13 protein-coding genes, 1 tRNA gene and 1 pseudogene are annotated in these 15,332 nt (G+C 72.7%); 11 read left to right on the top strand and 4 right to left on the bottom strand.

The annotated features are described in order from the left end of the window. Positions 1-262 precede the first annotated feature (262 nt). Both Ani05nite_RS02145 and Ani05nite_RS02140 read left to right on the top strand, forming a co-directional pair. Positions 263-535, top strand: a complete 273-nt coding sequence (locus Ani05nite_RS02145) for a recombinase family protein (protein WP_203763775.1) — start codon at positions 263-265, stop codon at positions 533-535. Beyond that, positions 532-1,053, top strand: coding sequence for a recombinase zinc ribbon domain-containing protein (locus Ani05nite_RS02140; RefSeq protein ID WP_203763772.1), 522 nt, complete (start codon positions 532-534; stop codon positions 1,051-1,053). Before Ani05nite_RS02145 ends, Ani05nite_RS02140 begins: the two co-directional genes overlap by 4 nt. 163 nt (positions 1,054-1,216) lie before the next feature. Here the strand turns inward: Ani05nite_RS02140 and Ani05nite_RS02135 are convergent. Next, positions 1,217-1,301 (bottom strand) — tRNA-Leu (locus tag Ani05nite_RS02135). 189 nt (positions 1,302-1,490) lie between these two features. On the opposite strand from Ani05nite_RS02135, the gene Ani05nite_RS02130 reads away from it, so the two are divergent. The 7 genes and pseudogenes from Ani05nite_RS02130 to Ani05nite_RS02100 all read left to right on the top strand — a co-directional run bounded on the left by Ani05nite_RS02130 (position 1,491) and on the right by Ani05nite_RS02100 (position 11,466). Further along, a complete protein-coding gene (locus Ani05nite_RS02130) occupies positions 1,491-2,576 on the top strand; it encodes a fibronectin type III domain-containing protein (protein ID WP_203763769.1) in 1,086 nt (361 codons plus the stop codon). 125 nt (positions 2,577-2,701) lie between these two features. Continuing rightward, complete coding sequence (locus tag Ani05nite_RS02125) at positions 2,702-5,359, top strand: fibronectin type III domain-containing protein (protein ID WP_203763766.1); 2,658 nt, start codon at positions 2,702-2,704, stop codon at positions 5,357-5,359. A 10-nt stretch (positions 5,360-5,369) separates the two neighbouring features. Beyond that, entirely contained in the window at positions 5,370-6,356 is a 987-nt protein-coding gene (locus tag Ani05nite_RS02120) for an AAA family ATPase (RefSeq protein WP_203763763.1), read from the top strand. A 178-nt stretch (positions 6,357-6,534) separates the two neighbouring features. Beyond that, positions 6,535-7,680 carry a DUF58 domain-containing protein gene (locus Ani05nite_RS02115; protein WP_203763760.1) on the top strand — a complete coding sequence of 382 codons (1,146 nt, stop codon included), beginning with the start codon at positions 6,535-6,537 and terminating at the stop codon, positions 7,678-7,680. A gap of 109 nt (positions 7,681-7,789) precedes the next feature. Further along, a pseudogene (locus Ani05nite_RS02110) lies at positions 7,790-9,766 on the top strand (transglutaminase TgpA family protein); the annotation flags it as partial. A 712-nt stretch (positions 9,767-10,478) separates the two neighbouring features. Then, positions 10,479-10,883, top strand: a complete 405-nt coding sequence (locus tag Ani05nite_RS02105) for a YkvA family protein (RefSeq protein ID WP_203764941.1) — start codon at positions 10,479-10,481, stop codon at positions 10,881-10,883. A 106-nt stretch (positions 10,884-10,989) separates the two neighbouring features. Next, complete coding sequence (locus Ani05nite_RS02100) at positions 10,990-11,466, top strand: nitroreductase/quinone reductase family protein (RefSeq protein WP_203763758.1); 477 nt, start codon at positions 10,990-10,992, stop codon at positions 11,464-11,466. Positions 11,467-11,594: 128 nt separating this feature from the next. Here the strand turns inward: Ani05nite_RS02100 and Ani05nite_RS02095 are convergent, their stop codons facing one another. Continuing rightward, entirely contained in the window at positions 11,595-12,665 is a 1,071-nt protein-coding gene (locus Ani05nite_RS02095; protein WP_203763742.1) for a PIN domain-containing protein, read from the bottom strand. A 4-nt stretch (positions 12,666-12,669) separates the two neighbouring features. Continuing rightward, on the bottom strand, positions 12,670-13,545 hold the full coding sequence (locus Ani05nite_RS02090) for a helix-turn-helix domain-containing protein (RefSeq protein WP_203763739.1): 876 nt from the start codon (positions 13,543-13,545) through the stop codon (positions 12,670-12,672). 326 nt (positions 13,546-13,871) lie between these two features. On the opposite strand from Ani05nite_RS02090, the gene Ani05nite_RS02085 reads away from it, so the two are divergent. Then, the gene (locus Ani05nite_RS02085) at positions 13,872-14,126 is read left to right on the top strand and encodes a DUF6232 family protein (RefSeq protein ID WP_203763736.1); all 255 of its coding nucleotides are present in this window, start codon (positions 13,872-13,874) and stop codon (positions 14,124-14,126) included. 1 nt (position 14,127) lies between these two features. On the opposite strand, the gene Ani05nite_RS02080 is transcribed toward Ani05nite_RS02085, so the two are convergent. Beyond that, on the bottom strand, positions 14,128-15,000 hold the full coding sequence (locus tag Ani05nite_RS02080) for a helix-turn-helix domain-containing protein (RefSeq protein WP_203763733.1): 873 nt from the start codon (positions 14,998-15,000) through the stop codon (positions 14,128-14,130). Positions 15,001-15,131: 131 nt separating this feature from the next. Between Ani05nite_RS02080 and Ani05nite_RS02075 the strand changes: the two genes are divergently transcribed. Continuing rightward, a complete protein-coding gene (locus tag Ani05nite_RS02075; protein WP_275410487.1) occupies positions 15,132-15,332 on the top strand; it encodes a DUF397 domain-containing protein in 201 nt (66 codons plus the stop codon).

Raw genomic sequence — 15,332 nt, 5'->3', positions numbered from 1 at the left:
GCGTGGTGCCGGCCCGCGCCCTGCCGGCGGCGACCGCGGCACGTTCGCCTATCACCGCCGGCGTCTGCCAGCCCGCTACCGACCGTTCATGTCTACGAACCCGGCACTGACCCTCAGGTTGTCCACCGGCGGATACCCCCTCGCGCGACCGCTCAGCGAGCGGTTCCAGGCGGTCGGGGCCGTGGACGGTCCACGTCACCATTCTCGACCCGCCGCCGACTCCATGCAGGAAGGTCGCCGGCCCGCTGGTGGACGATGGGGGGTGAACCGCTCAGACGACGCCCGCAACTCCCACCGCCACGTGCAGGCCTGGGGCAAGAGCGCCATCCGGGTCATCCTGACCAATCCCCGCTACACCGGCCGGCAGGTATGGAACAAGCAACGCAAGGCCGAGATCCTCATCGACTTCGACGACGTCGCTCTCGGCCACGAAACCAAGATGCGCTGGAACCCGACCCAGGCTGGGTCTACTCCACCACCCCGGCACACGAAGCGCTCATCGACGACGAGACCTTCGAACAGGTCCAGACCATGATCGCGGCCGGCGCGCGACGGCCCGACATCAACCGCAAACCCCGACGCAGCAAACGCTGCTACGCCTTCTCCGGGCTGCTCTTCTGCGGCCTCTGCGAGCGCAGGATGATCGGCAGCTTCAACAACGACCGCAATCACTACCGCTGCACCTACAGCTCCGAATACGCCGACGCCCACCGGCTAGCCCACCCACGCAGCCTCTACCTACGCGAAGACAAGATCGTCGACCTCGTCGACCCCTGGATCCGACGGGCCTTCTCACCGACCAACCTGCGCACCACGCTGCAGGCAATGGCCGAGCCCAACACGACGACGCCGACCAGCATCGTCTCCTCGCCGCCGCGAGAAGATCAACACCTGCAAGACCAAGCTCGACCGGTACCGAGCCGCACTCGACGCCGGCACCGACCCGGCCCTGGTCCAGCAGTGGATCACCCAGGTCCAAGCCGAGAAAGCCGTCGCCGAAGCCGACCTACGACGGATCACCGGACGCCGCACCATGACCGCCGACGAAAGTAACACCCTGGTCGAAGCCATGTCCGGCATCGCGACGATCCTGCGGCAGGCCGACCCCACCGACAAAGCCGAGGTCTATCGACAACTCGGAATCAAGCTCACATACAAGCCAGGCCTCCGCTTGATTCAAGCAGAGGCCTCGCCAAGTGGATCATGTACTAAAGTGTGTCCGAGGGGGGACTTGAACCCCCACGTCCGATAAAGGACACTAGCACCTCAAGCTAGCGCGTCTGCCATTCCGCCACCCGGACAAGGTGAGCACAGCCTAACCGCACCGACCCGCGTCACACACCCGCGTTTCGGCTGCCCGGCGGGCCGCACAGGAGAGAAATATACACGCCCCGCCACCACCCCCCAACGCCACCCCCGGACCGGACATATCCGGACAGCAAGACCGTCCGTACTGGCGTCCTCCGACCGATCCGGGCAGCATGGCCTGCGTGTCCCAGCCGTCCCCGCTCTTCGCCGCCCGGCAGCGTGCGCAGGCCCTCGCCGATTCCGGTGATCTGGGCCAGGCGCGCGCTGTGCTCGAGCATGCCGTCGATCTGGGGCGGGCCAATCTCGGCGAGGACGATCCGGACGTTCTGCTCACCGCTCAGCAGCTCGCCGCCGTGCATCAGCGGGCCGGGGATCCGTCCGGCGCGCGGCGGGTGCTCGAGGAGGCGTACGCGGCCGGGCAGTGGCGGCTCGGCGACGCCGACCCGGTCATGGTCGGGATTTCCTACGATCTCGGCGTCGTCGCCGAGGAGATGGAGAACCGGCACGAGGCGCGGCGGGCGTTCGGGCGGGTGGCCGCGCACGGCCCGGCCGCGCTCGGCGCGGATCACTGGGCCGTCGTCCGCGCGCGCTCCTACCTGGGTGAAGACCCTCCGACGGTACGCATAGAGCTGCCGGCCGAGCAGGTGCCGCGCTTGCCGGCTCCGCAGCAGCCACCGGTACGCCCGCAGCCCGCCCCCGTGCCGCAGCAGCAGGTGGTGGTGGAGCCGCAGCCCCGGCACTTCCCAGCTCCCCCTCAGGCACAGTCCCCGGCCCGCTACGAGCCGCCGCCGATCACCCCGGCCGCCGTGCCCGCGCGAGCCGGCAATTCCTCGTACTCCCGCAAGGCCCCGGCCCTGTTCGCGGCGATCGCCGCGGTCCTCGGGGTGATCATCGCCGTGGTCGCGCTCGTGATCGTCCTCGCCTATCGCGATGACGATCCGGCCTCTGATGTGCCAACTCTCGCCGGCCCCGCCCCTACCGATGTGCGCATGCGCGACTACGGATCGTCGGTCAAGCTGTTCTGGGCCGATCCGGCCAACGGGCGCGCCTCCTTTGTCATCACCGGCGGGCGGCCCGGTGAGCAGCTACGCCCGATGGGGCAGGTCGGGCCGACCACCACCACCTTCAATCTCAACGGTCTCAACGCTGACCTGGACTATTGCTTCGCGGTCGTGGCCGTCTACACCACCAGCCAGTTCTCCACGTCGCCGCAGACCTGCACAAGTCGCTCCGGTCCTTCCTCCTCCTCGCCGCCCGGCAAACGATGATCACTCTGGGCGATCACCGTTATCCACAACGGTGACTCACCGGGTGTCCACACCGGCCGCCGTCCCCCTATGATGGCCTGCGTCCTGAACGGGGCGACGCCGGCAAACGGGGAGGTAGGCACGCCGTGGCCAGTGCAGATGTCGTGATCGGTCCACGCAGGCGCCGGTGGCGCAGTCGTGGCGGCCTCGTCACCCTGGGCACTGTCCTGAGCCTCGTTACGGGCCTGGGACTCACCGTCCTCGGCCTGGGCGCCGCCGATCAGGCCGTCGCCAGCTACGACGCCGCCTCCTGGGTGTGGAGCAGGACCAAGGGCGAGACCGCCCGCATCAACGGCATCACCGCCCGCGTCGACACCCGGGTCAACGTGCCGCAGGCCCGCGGCCACCAGGTCCAGGTCTCGCAGAACGACCGCTTCGTCATCATGCGTGACCTGCAGACCGGCGTGATCAGCTCGATGGATCTCTCCTCGCTGCAGGTGTTCGTCAGCCCCTCCCCGACCACCGCCGGCCTCGGCGTCAGCGTCGCGCTGCACGAGGACGCCGCGTTCGTCATCGACGCCGTGCAGGGTGAGGTGCGCCAGCTCGACCCCCGCTCCCTGAGCCCGATCGGCGAGTCGCTGCGCTATCCGCCCGGCATCACCGGCGGGGTCTTCGACGGCGAGGGCAAGCTGTGGATCGCCGTGCCCAGCGAGGGCACCGTGTCCGCGATCACCGCCGCTCCCCTGCCGGACGGTTCCGCCACCGGCGGCACCGGCGGTGGCCAGCCCTCCGCCGTCGGCCCGGCCCTGGTCCGCACGGAGGCGGTCGCTGCGGCCAGTCACGACCTCACGCTCTCCACCCTGGAGGACGGCGTCGCGGTGCTCGACCGCACCACCAACAAGCTGACCACCTTCCGCGGCGACCAGCGCAGCGACCAGGTTCTGCCGCTGACCGGCCCCGGCACGCTGCCCGAGCACACCGACGGCGCGGTCGTGCCGGTCACCGTCCCGGACGCCCGCCACGTGTACGCGGTGCCCACGACCGGCGGCGTCGCCGACTTCGTGGTCCCCGGCGACGGCGGTGAGCTGCAGCCCGCGGTCGCCTGGGAGGGCTTCTTCTACATCGCCGACGAGTCCACCGGCACGGTGCACGTCTTCGACGCCGCCGGCCGGGCCCAGAAGGGCATCGACTTCAAGGATGCCGGCGGCCCGCTCGAGCTCGAGGTGCGTGAGAACTACCTGTTCATCAACGCTCCCGGCGCGTCCACCGCCCGGGTCGTCGACAACGCCCACCAGGTGCGCGTCGTCGACAAGTACGCCGACGACGTGCTCGGTGGCGACCCGCCGCCCACCCCGCCGGCCCCGCCGCCGCCCCCGCAGAAGCCGAAGAAGCCGCCGGTGAGCAAGCCGGGCGCGCCGCGCAACGTGCGGGCCGCCGCCGGCAACGCCGAGGTCCGGGTCTCCTGGCAGGCGGCGCCGGCCAACGGCGCGGAGATCACCCGCTACGTGGTCGAGGGCGCGGACAAGACGTTCCAGGTGGGCGCCAACCAGCGTTCGCTCAACGTCACCGGGCTGACCAACGGCGAGACGTACCGGTTCGCCGTGCACGCGGTCAACAAGAAGGGCGACGGGCCGGCCCGTAGCAGCAACGCGGTCCGGCCGACCGCCGAGGTCCCGGACGCGCCCACGGCCGCTACCGCGCAGGCCAAGCCGGACGGCACGGTCAGCGTCAGCTGGCCGGCCGCCAACGGCCAGGGCCTGGAGATCGAGCGGTACGCGGTGACGGCCGTCAGCGACGGCACCGCCGCCCCGATCGGCGAGGTCAAGGGCGAGACCAGCCTGACCATCAAGGACGGCGAGCTGGAGTACGGCAAGCAGTACGCGTTCTCCGTCGTCGCGATCAACGAGCGCGGCGCCGGGTCGAAGGCGTCGCCGGTCAGCAACAGCGTCGTGCCGTTCACCACGCCCGACCGGCCCGAGAACATCGACGCCGCCACCGTCAGCGACCAGGCCGGCACCATCAAGGTCACCTGGACCGCGCCGGTGGAGAACGGCCGTCCGATCACCAAGTACGTGGTGGCGGCGGGCGGCCGGAGCACCGAGGTCACCGACGGCACCGGCGTGACGCTCAACGGCTTCGACACCGGCGCGACGGTGTCGGTCGAGGTCCGGGCGGTCAACGAGGCCGGCGAGAGCGAAGCGGCCACCGCCACCGCGAAGACGCTGCCCAAGCCGGTCGTGACGATCACCGGCTCCTCCGCGACGTACAACACGGCCACCGTGACGTTCAGCGTCAACGCCGGCGGCGCGCAGGCCACCTGCACCGCCAAGACCACGCCCGGCGGCGCCACCGCGAGCGGCAGCTGCTCCAGCCTCAAGGTCACCGGGCTGGAGCCCAGCACCGGCTACACCTTCTCGGTGACGGCCAAGACCGCGGCCGGCACCAGCGACGCGCAGGCCAGGGCTCAGCGGACCGACGCCCTGTACGGCACGGCCACCTGCAAGAACGGCGAGAACGGCGACACCGCCACCTACTGCGACAAGGACCGCGACGGCCGCAACGGCAACGAGATCTTCAGCATCACCCAGCAGGACGACGACAAGCAGGTCGGCTGGGCCAAGCCGGGGACCAGGCTCGAGTCCTTCTGCAAGAAGAAGGGCGAAGAGGTCTACGCCTACATCTACAACAACGACAAGCGCAGCACCTGGTGGGTGCAGGTGGACTACAAGGGCAAGAACTACATCCCGTTCGCCTGGCTCAACCTCGACGGCGGCGACGACATCAACGACCTGCCCACCTGCTGAGGACCCTCCTGTGCGCAACGAACCCCTGCCGCCCCAGCACATCCAGGGCTTCGCCGCCGTGGCGGCCCAGCTCGCCGACCGGATCGGCACCGTCGTGCTGGGCAAGCCCGAGGTCGTGCGGCTCGCGCTCACGGCGTTCCTCGCCCAGGGGCACGTGCTGCTCGAGGACGTGCCCGGCGTCGGCAAGACCACGCTGGCCCGGGCCATGGCCGCGGCCGTACGCGGGCAGTGGCGGCGCATCCAGTTCACGCCCGACCTGCTGCCCTCCGACGTGTCCGGCGTGACGATCTTCAACCAGGCCAGCCGCGGCTTCGAGTTCCACCCGGGCCCGGTGTTCGCCAACATCGTCATCGCCGACGAGATCAACCGCGCCTCGCCGAAGACCCAGTCGGCGCTGCTCGAGGTCATGGAGGAGCGCCGGGTCACCGTCGACGGCGTGCCGCACCCGGTGCCGCAGCCGTTCCTCGTGGTGGCAACCCAGAACCCGGTCGAGATGGACGGCACGTACAGGCTGCCCGAGGCGCAGCTCGACCGTTTCCTGGTCAAGCTGTCGGTCGGCTATCCCGCCGAGGACGTCGAGGTCGAGGTGCTGCGCGGGGCGGCGCTGCGCTCCCCCGACGCCCTCGAGCCGGTCACCGACACGGTCACCGTGGGCGAGATGGTGCGCATGGCGCTGCGGGTGCACATCGCCGACCCGCTCTACACGTACGCGGTCCGCCTGGCCGCCGCCACCCGCGACCACCCGCAGGTGCGGGTCGGGGTCAGCCCGCGTGGCGTGATCGCGCTGACCCGGGCGGCGTCGGCGTACGCGCTGATCAACGGTCGCGGGTACGTGCTGCCCGAGGACTTCAAGGCGCTGATCGGGCCCGTGTTCGCCCACCGCGTGCTGCTGTCGCCGGACGCGCAGCTGCGCGGGGTCACGGCGGCCGAGGTGCTGGAGGACGCGGTCCGCTCGGTGCCGGTGCCGCTGCCGGACAACCAGCGCGTCGGGGCATGACCGCGCGCATCCGGCGCACGGACAGGCACGGGCTGGGCCGCCCGCTCGCGGCCCAGGCCGTAGCCGGGGACAAGCCAACCGGGCCGCGCGAGCTGCCGAGGCCCACGGCCGAGGCGGCCGAGGTCGTGTCGGCCGGCGCGCGCCGGCTGCCAGCGCGTGCGAAGAGTGCGGGATCGGCGTGAGGCGGCTGGGTGGGGTGACCGCGCGCGGCGCCGGGGTGCTCGTCGCCGCGGTGCTTCTGCTGGGGGCCGGGTTCCGGTTCGGGTATCCGGACCTCGCGCTGCTCGGCGCGGCCGCCGCCGTGGCCGTGCTCTGCGGCGTCGTGTTCGCCGTGTGGCGGCCCGGGCTCGGCGTCGAGCGGGTCGCCAGCCCCGACCGGGTCGCCCGGGGCGAGCCCGCCACCATGACGCTGACCGTGCGCAACATCAGCAGACTGCGGGCCGCGAACCTCGTCGCCACCGACCGGTGCGGGTCCGCGAGCGTGCCCGTGCCGCTGCTGCGGTTGCGGCCGGGCCGGGACACGACCGTGCAGTATCCGGTGCCCACGCACCGGCGGGGCGTGGTGCCGGTCGGGCCGCTGCGGGTCACGCGGGCCGATCCGCTCGGGCTCATGACATTGTCGCGAACCTACGGCGGGGTCGCCACCGTCTGGGTGCATCCGCGGATCCACCTGCTGCGGGCCGTGCCCGCCGGGATGGCCCGCAGCCTCGACGGGCGGATCGACAAGGTGCCGCAGGGCAGCATCACCTTCGACTCGCTGCGGGAGTACGTCATCGGCGACGAGCTGCGGCGGGTGCACTGGCGCAGCTCGGCCAAGGTCGGTGAGCTGATGGTGCGCGAACAGCTCGACACCAGCGAGCCGACGATCATCGTGCTGCTCGACGACCGGGCCGCGGCCCATCCGGAGGTACGCGACGGCACCGCCGACTCCTTCGAGTCGTGTTGTGAGGCGGCGGCCTCCATCGTGGCCGCCGCTGTGCGGGAGGACCTTCCCGTCGCGCTGCATCTGGTGTCCGGGGTGTCCGGGGGGCCGTTCCTGGACGTGCTCACCGAGGCCGGGCTGCGCGACGGCGACCTCGGTCAGACGTTGCGCAGCCTGCGGCAGAGCCGGCTCGGTGACACCCTGGTCTATCTGACCGGGCCGGGCGGGCGGGGTGACCTGGGTGCGGTGACCGCGCTGCGGGGGGCCTACCCGGTGGTGATCGCCGGGCTGTTCGGTGACCGGGACGCGGCGCCGGTGTCGGCCGGGGGCGGTCTCATCGTCATCGAGGCCGAGGACGGCGTGCAGTTCGCCGGCGCCTGGGACGGGGTGCGGGGATGGTGAGGTTGCCGCTGCGAACGGGCGCCGCCCACGACCGCGGTGCCGGGACGGTGCGGCCGCTGCGGGCGAGCACCGCCCATGAGCCGGGGCGGAGGCCGGGGTGTTGAGGTTGGTGCGGGCTGCGGTCGTACCCGTGGTCCTGGTGGTCTTGATCGGTCTTTCCGGGGTGGTGCTCGGGCGGATCTACGCCGATGCGCTGCTCGTGCAGCTCGTCGCCGGGGCGGCGCTGGGGTCGGTCGGGGTCAGTGTCGCCGTGCGGCGGTTGCCGTCGTGGACCATCGCGCCGCTGTCGGTGCTGCTGCTGGCCGGTTACACGCTCGGCGCGCTGCGGGTCGCCGCGGATCGGGCCGAGCTGGCCGGGCCGTTGCCCGGGATCGTTGCCGATGCGCTGGTCAACGGGATTCCGCGGCTGCTCACCGCCATGATCCCGGTCGAGCCGACGCCGGACACGGTGGTCGTGCCGGTCGTCGCCGCGTGGCTGGCCGGGCTCGCCGGGGCCGAGGTGGCGGTGCGGTCGGGGCGCGTGCTGCTCGGGTGCGCGCCGGCGGCGGCGCTCTACGGGGGCGCGCTCTACGTGGTGGGGCCCAACGCCGGGACCGCCGGGTGGCCGACGGTGCTGTTCGCGGGGCTGGTCGCGGTCGCGCTCGCCGTCAGTGCCCGTCCGGCGGCGGGGCCTTCGCCGGACGACGTACCCGCGCCGACCCGTGCGGCCGTGCGCGGCCGCGCGCTGGCCGGGACCGCTGCCGGCCTGGTGGCCCTGCTCGGCCTGATCATCATCGTCGGGCCGTGGGTCGGCGGCCGGGTCTCCGCGACCCCGGTCGACCCCCGGCGGTACGTCGAACCGCCGCAAGTGGACAGCCTGGACGAAAGCCCGCTGAACCGGATCTCCGGCTGGGCGCTGGCGCCGCAACAGAAGCTGCTCGAGGTCGGCCCGGGCGGCCCGGGCAAAGGGTCGGTGCGGTTGCGGCTCGCCGTCCTGCCCGACTACGACGGGGTGACGTGGCGGGTCGGCGCCACCTACCGCAACGCCGGACGGGTGCTGCCCACCACGCCGCCGCTGCCGGACGCGGCCCGGCAGCAGATCACCCAGGCCATCACGGTGGACGAGCTGACCGGGCGGCTGCTGCCGGTGGTGCCCACCCCGACCGGGGTGGACGGGGTACGCGTGGCCTACGACCCGGCGACGGGCACCCTGATCAGCCCCGAGCCGCTGCGGCCGGGGGTGCGGTACACCGTCACGTCCCAGACGCAGGAGCCCGACCTCAACCTGCTGCCCTCGGCGGACACCCCCACCGGCGACGAGGTGGCCCGCTTCCTGACCGTCGGCGCCGGGGTGCCCGAGCCGATCAGCCGGCTCGCCGAGCAGCTCTCCGACGGCAACGCGGGCTCGTTCGACCGGGCCGTGGCCATCGAGGAGTTCCTGGCCGAGCATTACCGCAAGGTCGCCGACTCGCCCAGCGGGCACGCGTACCCGAATCTGCAGTTCTTCCTCTTCGGGCCGCGCGGGCAGGGCGGGCAGCGCGGCACCTCCGAGCAGTTCGCGGCGTCGTTCGCGCTGCTGGCCCGGCTGACCGGCCTGCCGACCCGGGTGGTGGTCGGCTTCGACGCGCCCAGGGCCGGCGGCACGGTCACCGGCGGCAACGCGGTCGCCTGGCCGGAGGTGCTCTTCGACGAGCTGGGCTGGGTGGCGTTCGACCCGCTGCCCAAGAACGACGACCCGCGGCCGGTCGAGGAGGACTTCACGCCCAAGCCGTCGCCGCCGCCGACCTCCGAGCCGCCGCCGGCCTCGGCCACGCCCAGCGCGTCGGCGCCGCCGGCGCTCGCCCAGGCGCCGGCGGCCGGTGCCGGTGGGCCGCCGGGAGTGCTGGTGGCGACCGGGGCGACGGGGTCGGTGCTGCTGGTGCTGATCGCGGCGGCGGGCGTGGTGGTGATGTTGCGGCGAGGGCTGCGGCAGCGGCGGCTCGGGGTGGGGGCGCCGGATGAGCGGATCATCGGGGCGTGGCTGGAGTTCACCGACGCGTTGCGGCTGGCCGGGCGGCCGGTGCCGGCGCATCTCGCGGCCGGGGAGGCGGCTGTGTTCGCCGGTGAGCCTCCGGTGCCGCGGCAGCGCAAGGCGCGGAGGTGGGGGCGGGCAGGGCGGTCCGAGCCGGGCGGCGGGGGCGGGTCGGCGGGAGGACGCGACGGAGATCGGGGTGTCACGGACACCGGCCGGTTCGAAGCGGAGACCGGTGCCGGCGGCGAGGCTGATCCGCCCGGTGGGGGTGCGGGTTCGGCCGCGGGCGCGGATGCCGGTGCGGGCGCGGGTGCCGGTGCGGGCGCGGGCGTCGGTGCGGGCGCGGGTGCCGGTGCGGGCGCGGGTGCCGGTGCGGGCGCGGGTGCCGGTGCGGGCGCGGGCGTCGGTGCGGGCGCGGGCGTCGGTGCGGGCGCGGGTGCCGGAGGTGACGGGACCAGTGCTGCGGCGGCGGCCGAGGCGGCAGCTGTCGGGTGGCGGCCGGAGGACGCCCCGGAAAGCGCCGGCGCCGCCCCGGTGCGGTCCGCCACGCCGCCGCCGGGATACGAGTTGCCGCCGGTGGACGAGCTCGTCGCCGCCGTCAACACGGTCGGTTTCGCGCCCGGCGCCGCCGACGGGCGTCAGGCCGTGCGGGCCGGCCAGCAGGCCGTCGCCTACGCCGACGCGTTGCGGGCCCGGGGTTCCCGGTGGCGTCGGCTGTGGTGGAGCGTGCACCCGGGCCCGCTGCGTTGGCACCGCGACTCCCGCCCGTCCGGGCCCCCGGCACCGTAGGGTTCGGCGGGTGACCTCCCTGCATGACTGGCTCATCGGCCTCGGCATCGCGCTGGCGTGCCTGATCGCCAGCTGGGCGCTGCTGCTGGTGCTGGCCCGACGGCTGCCGCCGGGCATCCTGCGGGACCTGGCCGCGTTCATCCCGGACTGCGTCACCACCGTGCGGCGGTTGCGCAAGGACCCGCGGGTGCCGCGGCGCGCGCGGATCGCGATCATCATCGCCGGGATCTGGGTGGCCAGCCCGATCGACCTGATCCCCGAGTTCATCCCGGTGATCGGCCCGCTGGACGACATCGTGGTGGTGGCGCTGGCGCTGCGGTACGCGGGGCGGCAGGTGCCGCGCGAGGTGCTGATGGCGGCCTGGCCGGGCGAGCCCCGGCTGCTGGAACGACTCCTCGGGCCGGCCACCAAGCGAAACACGTGACACCGCCGACCGGTGGAAACCGATCTGCGGGCCGTGGCGAGGGTCAGGATCCAGGCGGGGCCCCGGTTTTGCGCCGGCCGCCTACCGTGGGCCGGGGGTGTCGACCATGACGGACGACCGAGAACCGAAGGCCCCGCGCCTTCCACCGCGCTGGTTCATCCGCCTCGCCTGGGCGGTGCACCGCGGCCTGTACCGCTTCTCCGGCGGCCACTTCGGGCTGTGGCGCCCCAAACCCGGCCGCTGGGGCGCGATGCGGCTGACCACCACCGGGCGCCGCAGCGGCCAGCCGCGCAGCGTGATTCTCGGCTACCTCGAGGACGGACCGAACCTGGTCACGCTGGCCATGAACGGCTGGGGTGACGGCGAGCCCGCCTGGTGGCTCAACCTGCGGGCCCACCCGGACGCGACCGTGCGGCTGGCCGGGCAGACGCGGCCGGTACGGGGACGCGCCGCCGTGGACGCCGAACGGGAGCGGCTGTGGCAGCGGTGGCGCGAGGTCGACCAGCAGCTGGACTCGTTCGCCGCGCTGCGCTCGTCGCCGACCGCGGTGGTGGTGCTGGAACCGCTGCCCGGCCGGGGCTGAGCCGCCGGGTTCAGTTGCCCACCCCGAGGCCGGACCTGAACGCCGGCGGGTAGCTGCTGGTGCTCACCCGGCCGACGCGGACTCCCGCGAGCGGCTGGAGCTTATGCGGGTGCTGGGGGTGCAGGAGTTCACGCCGGGCCGGCCGTGACCAGGTAGCCGTCCGACTCGGGGCTCCAGGTCAGGCCGACCGCGCCGCTGGTCGCCGCCGCCTGGCAGAACTGCAGGAAGCTGCGGTAGCCCAGCTTCTTCTCGCTGAAGTCGGGCGCCACCTTGCGGACCTGGTTCTTCAGGCCCGACAGGGCCGTCGACCCGGCGCTGCCGGCCAGGTCGAGGACCACGCTGCGCAGCAGGGCGAACGCGGCCTCCTTGTCGCCGTGCTCCGGCAGCGTCACCTCGGGGTCGCCCTTGGCCGAACCGGCGGTCAGCTCGACCACGTTGCTGCCGGACAGGTGTCGCAGCAGCTCGCCGAAGGCGCGGAAGCCGTAGTCGGCCTCGTTGAAGGTGGGGTCCTTGCGCAGCAGGGTGCGCTTGAGGGTCGAGGCGGTCACCGTGCCGTTGGAGCTGCGCTGCAGGCCGGCCACCGTCTGGGCGACCAGGGCGGCGAGCGTGTCGACGTCGCGGACGGCCTCGTCCTCGGCGGGCCGGGGCTCCGGCGCCACCGGCAGGGGCTCGGCCACGGGCGGGCTGGCCGGGCGGGACGGCCGGGTGCGGACGGGCGGGGCCTCCACGCCCTCCAGCCGGTCGTAGTAGAGGAACTCGTCGCAGGCCGGGGGCAGCAGCGCGGAGGTCGACTTCTCGACGCCGACGCCGATGACGCGCTTGTTGAGCTCGCGCAGCTTGTGGACCAGCGGCGTGAAGTCGCTGTCGCCGGTGCAGAGCACGAACGTGGAGATGTAGGCCCGTTCGAAGGCCACCTCCAGCGCGTCCACCACCATTTTGATGTCGGCGGCGTTCTTGCGCGAGGCGTTCATCCGCTGCGGGATGTCGATGAGCTCGACGTGCGAGCGGGTCAGCATCCGGCGGTCCTCGTCGAAATAGGACCAGTCCGCGTACGCCCGGCGCACCACCACCCGCCCGCGCTCGGCCAGCGCGTCGGCGACCGGGCGCAGCTCGAACGACAGGCCGCCGAGGTGGTCGCGCGCACTGATCGCCAGGTTCTCGTAGTCCAGGAACATGGCGATGCGCTCTTCGTGATCCACGCGGTCAGCGTACGCGCAGCGAGTCGCGGATCTCCCCGATCACCCCCAGCGCGTCCTCGCCCGACCAGCCCACCTCCCGCAGGATCTTCATCGACTCGCGGTACGGCGCGGTCGCCTCCTCGTCGGTCACGATGAAGTCGCGGGTCACCGCCTCCAGGAACAGCATGTCGGGCCGGCCCGAGCCGGCGAACTCCAGCAGCTCGAAGGTGCCGCCCAGCCCGGGATGGCCCTCCAGCCCCAGCGGCACGACCACCACGGTGATCGCGGGCAGCGCCGCCATGGCGAGCAGGTGGTCGAGCTGGCGGCGCAGCACCGCGATCCCGCCGACCGGCCGGCGCAGCACGGCCTCGTCCAGGGCGACGATCAGCTCGGGCCCGGCCGCGCCGTTCACCCGGTCCAGGAACGTGCGCTGGCGGGCCATGCGGACCTCGATGCGGGCCCGGACCTCCTCCGCGCCGGCGCCGCGACGCAGGATCTTCGCCGTGATGGCCCGGGCGTAGTCCTCGGTCTGCAACAGGCCGGGCAGGAAGAGGGCCTGGTAGATGCTGATCCGGGAGGCTTCCTCCTCGTAGCCGACGAACTGCCGGTACTCCTTGGTGAGCCGGTGCCGGCGCCACCATCGCCGTACGCGGGCCGCCGCGGCCAGGCCCAGCAGGGTCTCCCGCTCCTTCCGGCCGCGTACCCCGTAGAACTCCAGCAGGGCCCGGACCTCGACCGGCGCGACCGGGACCGCGCCCGCCTCCACCCGCTCGAGTTTCGCCGCCGACCAGTACATCTCGCGCGCGGCCGCCTCGGCCGGCAGGCCGAGCGAGTCGCGGATCTCGCGCAGGCGCACGCCCAGGCGCTCACGAGCGACCGCCGGTCCGACCTGTTTTGCCATGACGAGCCTCTCTAGCGGGGAGGTCCGACGTCGCTGTCGTCCTGCGGTGGGTGAAAGGAGCGCCCCTCTCTGCGGCCGGCCGCACGATGCGGAAAAGCGAACTTCCACGATAAGCGACCGGCCCCACCCCGCCGAGTGCGCGCCTGCGGGCCTACCCACGGGTGCGGGCACCCTCTGCAATGTGCAGATAGCGAACCGCAGTCCTAAATGAGATGTCTGATGCTTGCACGGGACCGGGCCGGGTCGGACGATCGAGGAAAGCGCAGTGAGGGGCAACCATGTCGATCGACCCGGGCTCCAGGCACCGTCCGCACTGCGGATGGGCTGTGTACTACGTCGACCCACGGATCACCGTCACCAGCTGGTACGTGGAGACCCCCGACGGCCGCTACACGATGGCGGACCTCAGTGACGTCGTGCGGCTGATCGGCGCGCGGCACGACCCCCAGTGGAGGGAGCTCCGGGCGCTGCACCACGGCGAGGAGGTGCTGCTCTTCGGCTCGCGCAACCCGGTCGAGTTCGAACGGGTCCGGCGGGCGCTGATCCGCGCGGTGGAGGTCAACCGCGACGCGCTGCCCTGAGTCACGGGCGCAGCGACGCCCGGACCTGCCGGATCATGGCGATCGCCGCGGCGCCCGAGCGGCCGGCGCCGAGCAGCTTGTCCATGTTGCCGCGCGACAGCTGCCGGCTGCGGCGGTCCTTGAGCAGGAAGTCGCGGGTCGGCGATTCGATGAAGACGATGTCGGCGTCGCTGTCCCCGGCGAACTCCAGCAGCTCGAAGTTGCCGCCGAGCCCGGGATGGCCGGGCAGGCTCAGCGGGACCACGGTCAGGTGCACGGTGGGCCGGTCGGCCATCGCCAGCAGATGATCGAGCTGCGCGGCCATGATCCGGTCGCCGCCGACCGGCCGGAGCAGCACGGCCTCGTCGATGGCGTGGCGCAGCGTGGGCGGGCGCTCGCCGGCCAGCCGCTGGTGCAGCGACTCCTGCCGTTTCATCCGGACCGCGACGACCTCGGTCACCGCCGGGTCGTCCACCTCCTTGCCGATGATCGCCGAGGTGATCGCGGCGGCGTAGTCGGCCGTCTGCAGCAGCCCGGGCACGAACGACGCCTGGTACGCGAACAGCCCGGACGCCTCGTTCTCGTAGGCGACGAAGTCCTTGAACTCCTCCGACAGCGCCCGGTCCCGCCACCAGGTGCGTTCGCGGGAGGTCTCCGACAGGTCCATCAGCGTGTCGATCTCGCCCGGGTCGTCGACGCCGTAGAACTCCAGCAGCACCTTCACCGCGATGGGCTCGATGGTGACCTTGCCGTTCTCGATCCGGTTCAGCTTCGACAGCGACCAGCGCATGGCCTCGGCCACGGCCTGGGCCGGCAGGCCGCGTTCCTCGCGCAGCTCGCGCAGGCGGTGGTGGATGCGCTGGCGCGCGATCGCGGGACCGACCGGCTGGCTCATGGCGGGAGTCTATTACCCGCTTCGGCGCAACCGGCCGTCTGCACTTTGCTAAGCTCTGGCGTCCGGTTCGGCTGGTGGCAAAACCGACACCGGCCGCGGCACCGATCGACTTCTGAGTTGCTGGAGGACCGTTGGCCGACCAGGGCCTGACGCCGCAATGGCGGACGAGCGCGCGCAGTTCCGGAGGCGCGTGCGTCGAGGTGCAGACGCGTCCGGACGTGGTGCTGATCCGCGACTCGAAGGACCGCGAGGGCGGCGTGCTGTCGTTCGACCGGGCGACCTTCGGCGAGTTCCTCGGCGCGCTCAAGAGCGACCGGCTCGACCCGAGCTGA

Origin of the sequence: Actinoplanes nipponensis, assembly GCF_016862275.1 — a bacterium.
Taxonomy (GTDB): Bacteria; Actinomycetota; Actinomycetes; order Mycobacteriales; family Micromonosporaceae; genus Actinoplanes; species Actinoplanes nipponensis.
This window is presented reverse-complemented; position numbering and strand designations above follow the sequence as displayed.

What these genes read in the sequence shown, in the direction of transcription:
- Ani05nite_RS02100 (WP_203763758.1), top strand. Translation starts at nt 10,990, where the DNA reads ATGACGGACGACCGAGAACCGAAGGCCCCGCGCCTTCCACCGCGCTGG.
- Ani05nite_RS02090 (WP_203763739.1), bottom strand. Translation starts at nt 13,545, where the DNA reads ATGGCAAAACAGGTCGGACCGGCGGTCGCTCGTGAGCGCCTGGGCGTG.
- Ani05nite_RS02140 (WP_203763772.1), top strand. Translation starts at nt 532, where the DNA reads ATGATCGCGGCCGGCGCGCGACGGCCCGACATCAACCGCAAACCCCGA.
- Ani05nite_RS02080 (WP_203763733.1), bottom strand. Translation starts at nt 15,000, where the DNA reads ATGAGCCAGCCGGTCGGTCCCGCGATCGCGCGCCAGCGCATCCACCAC.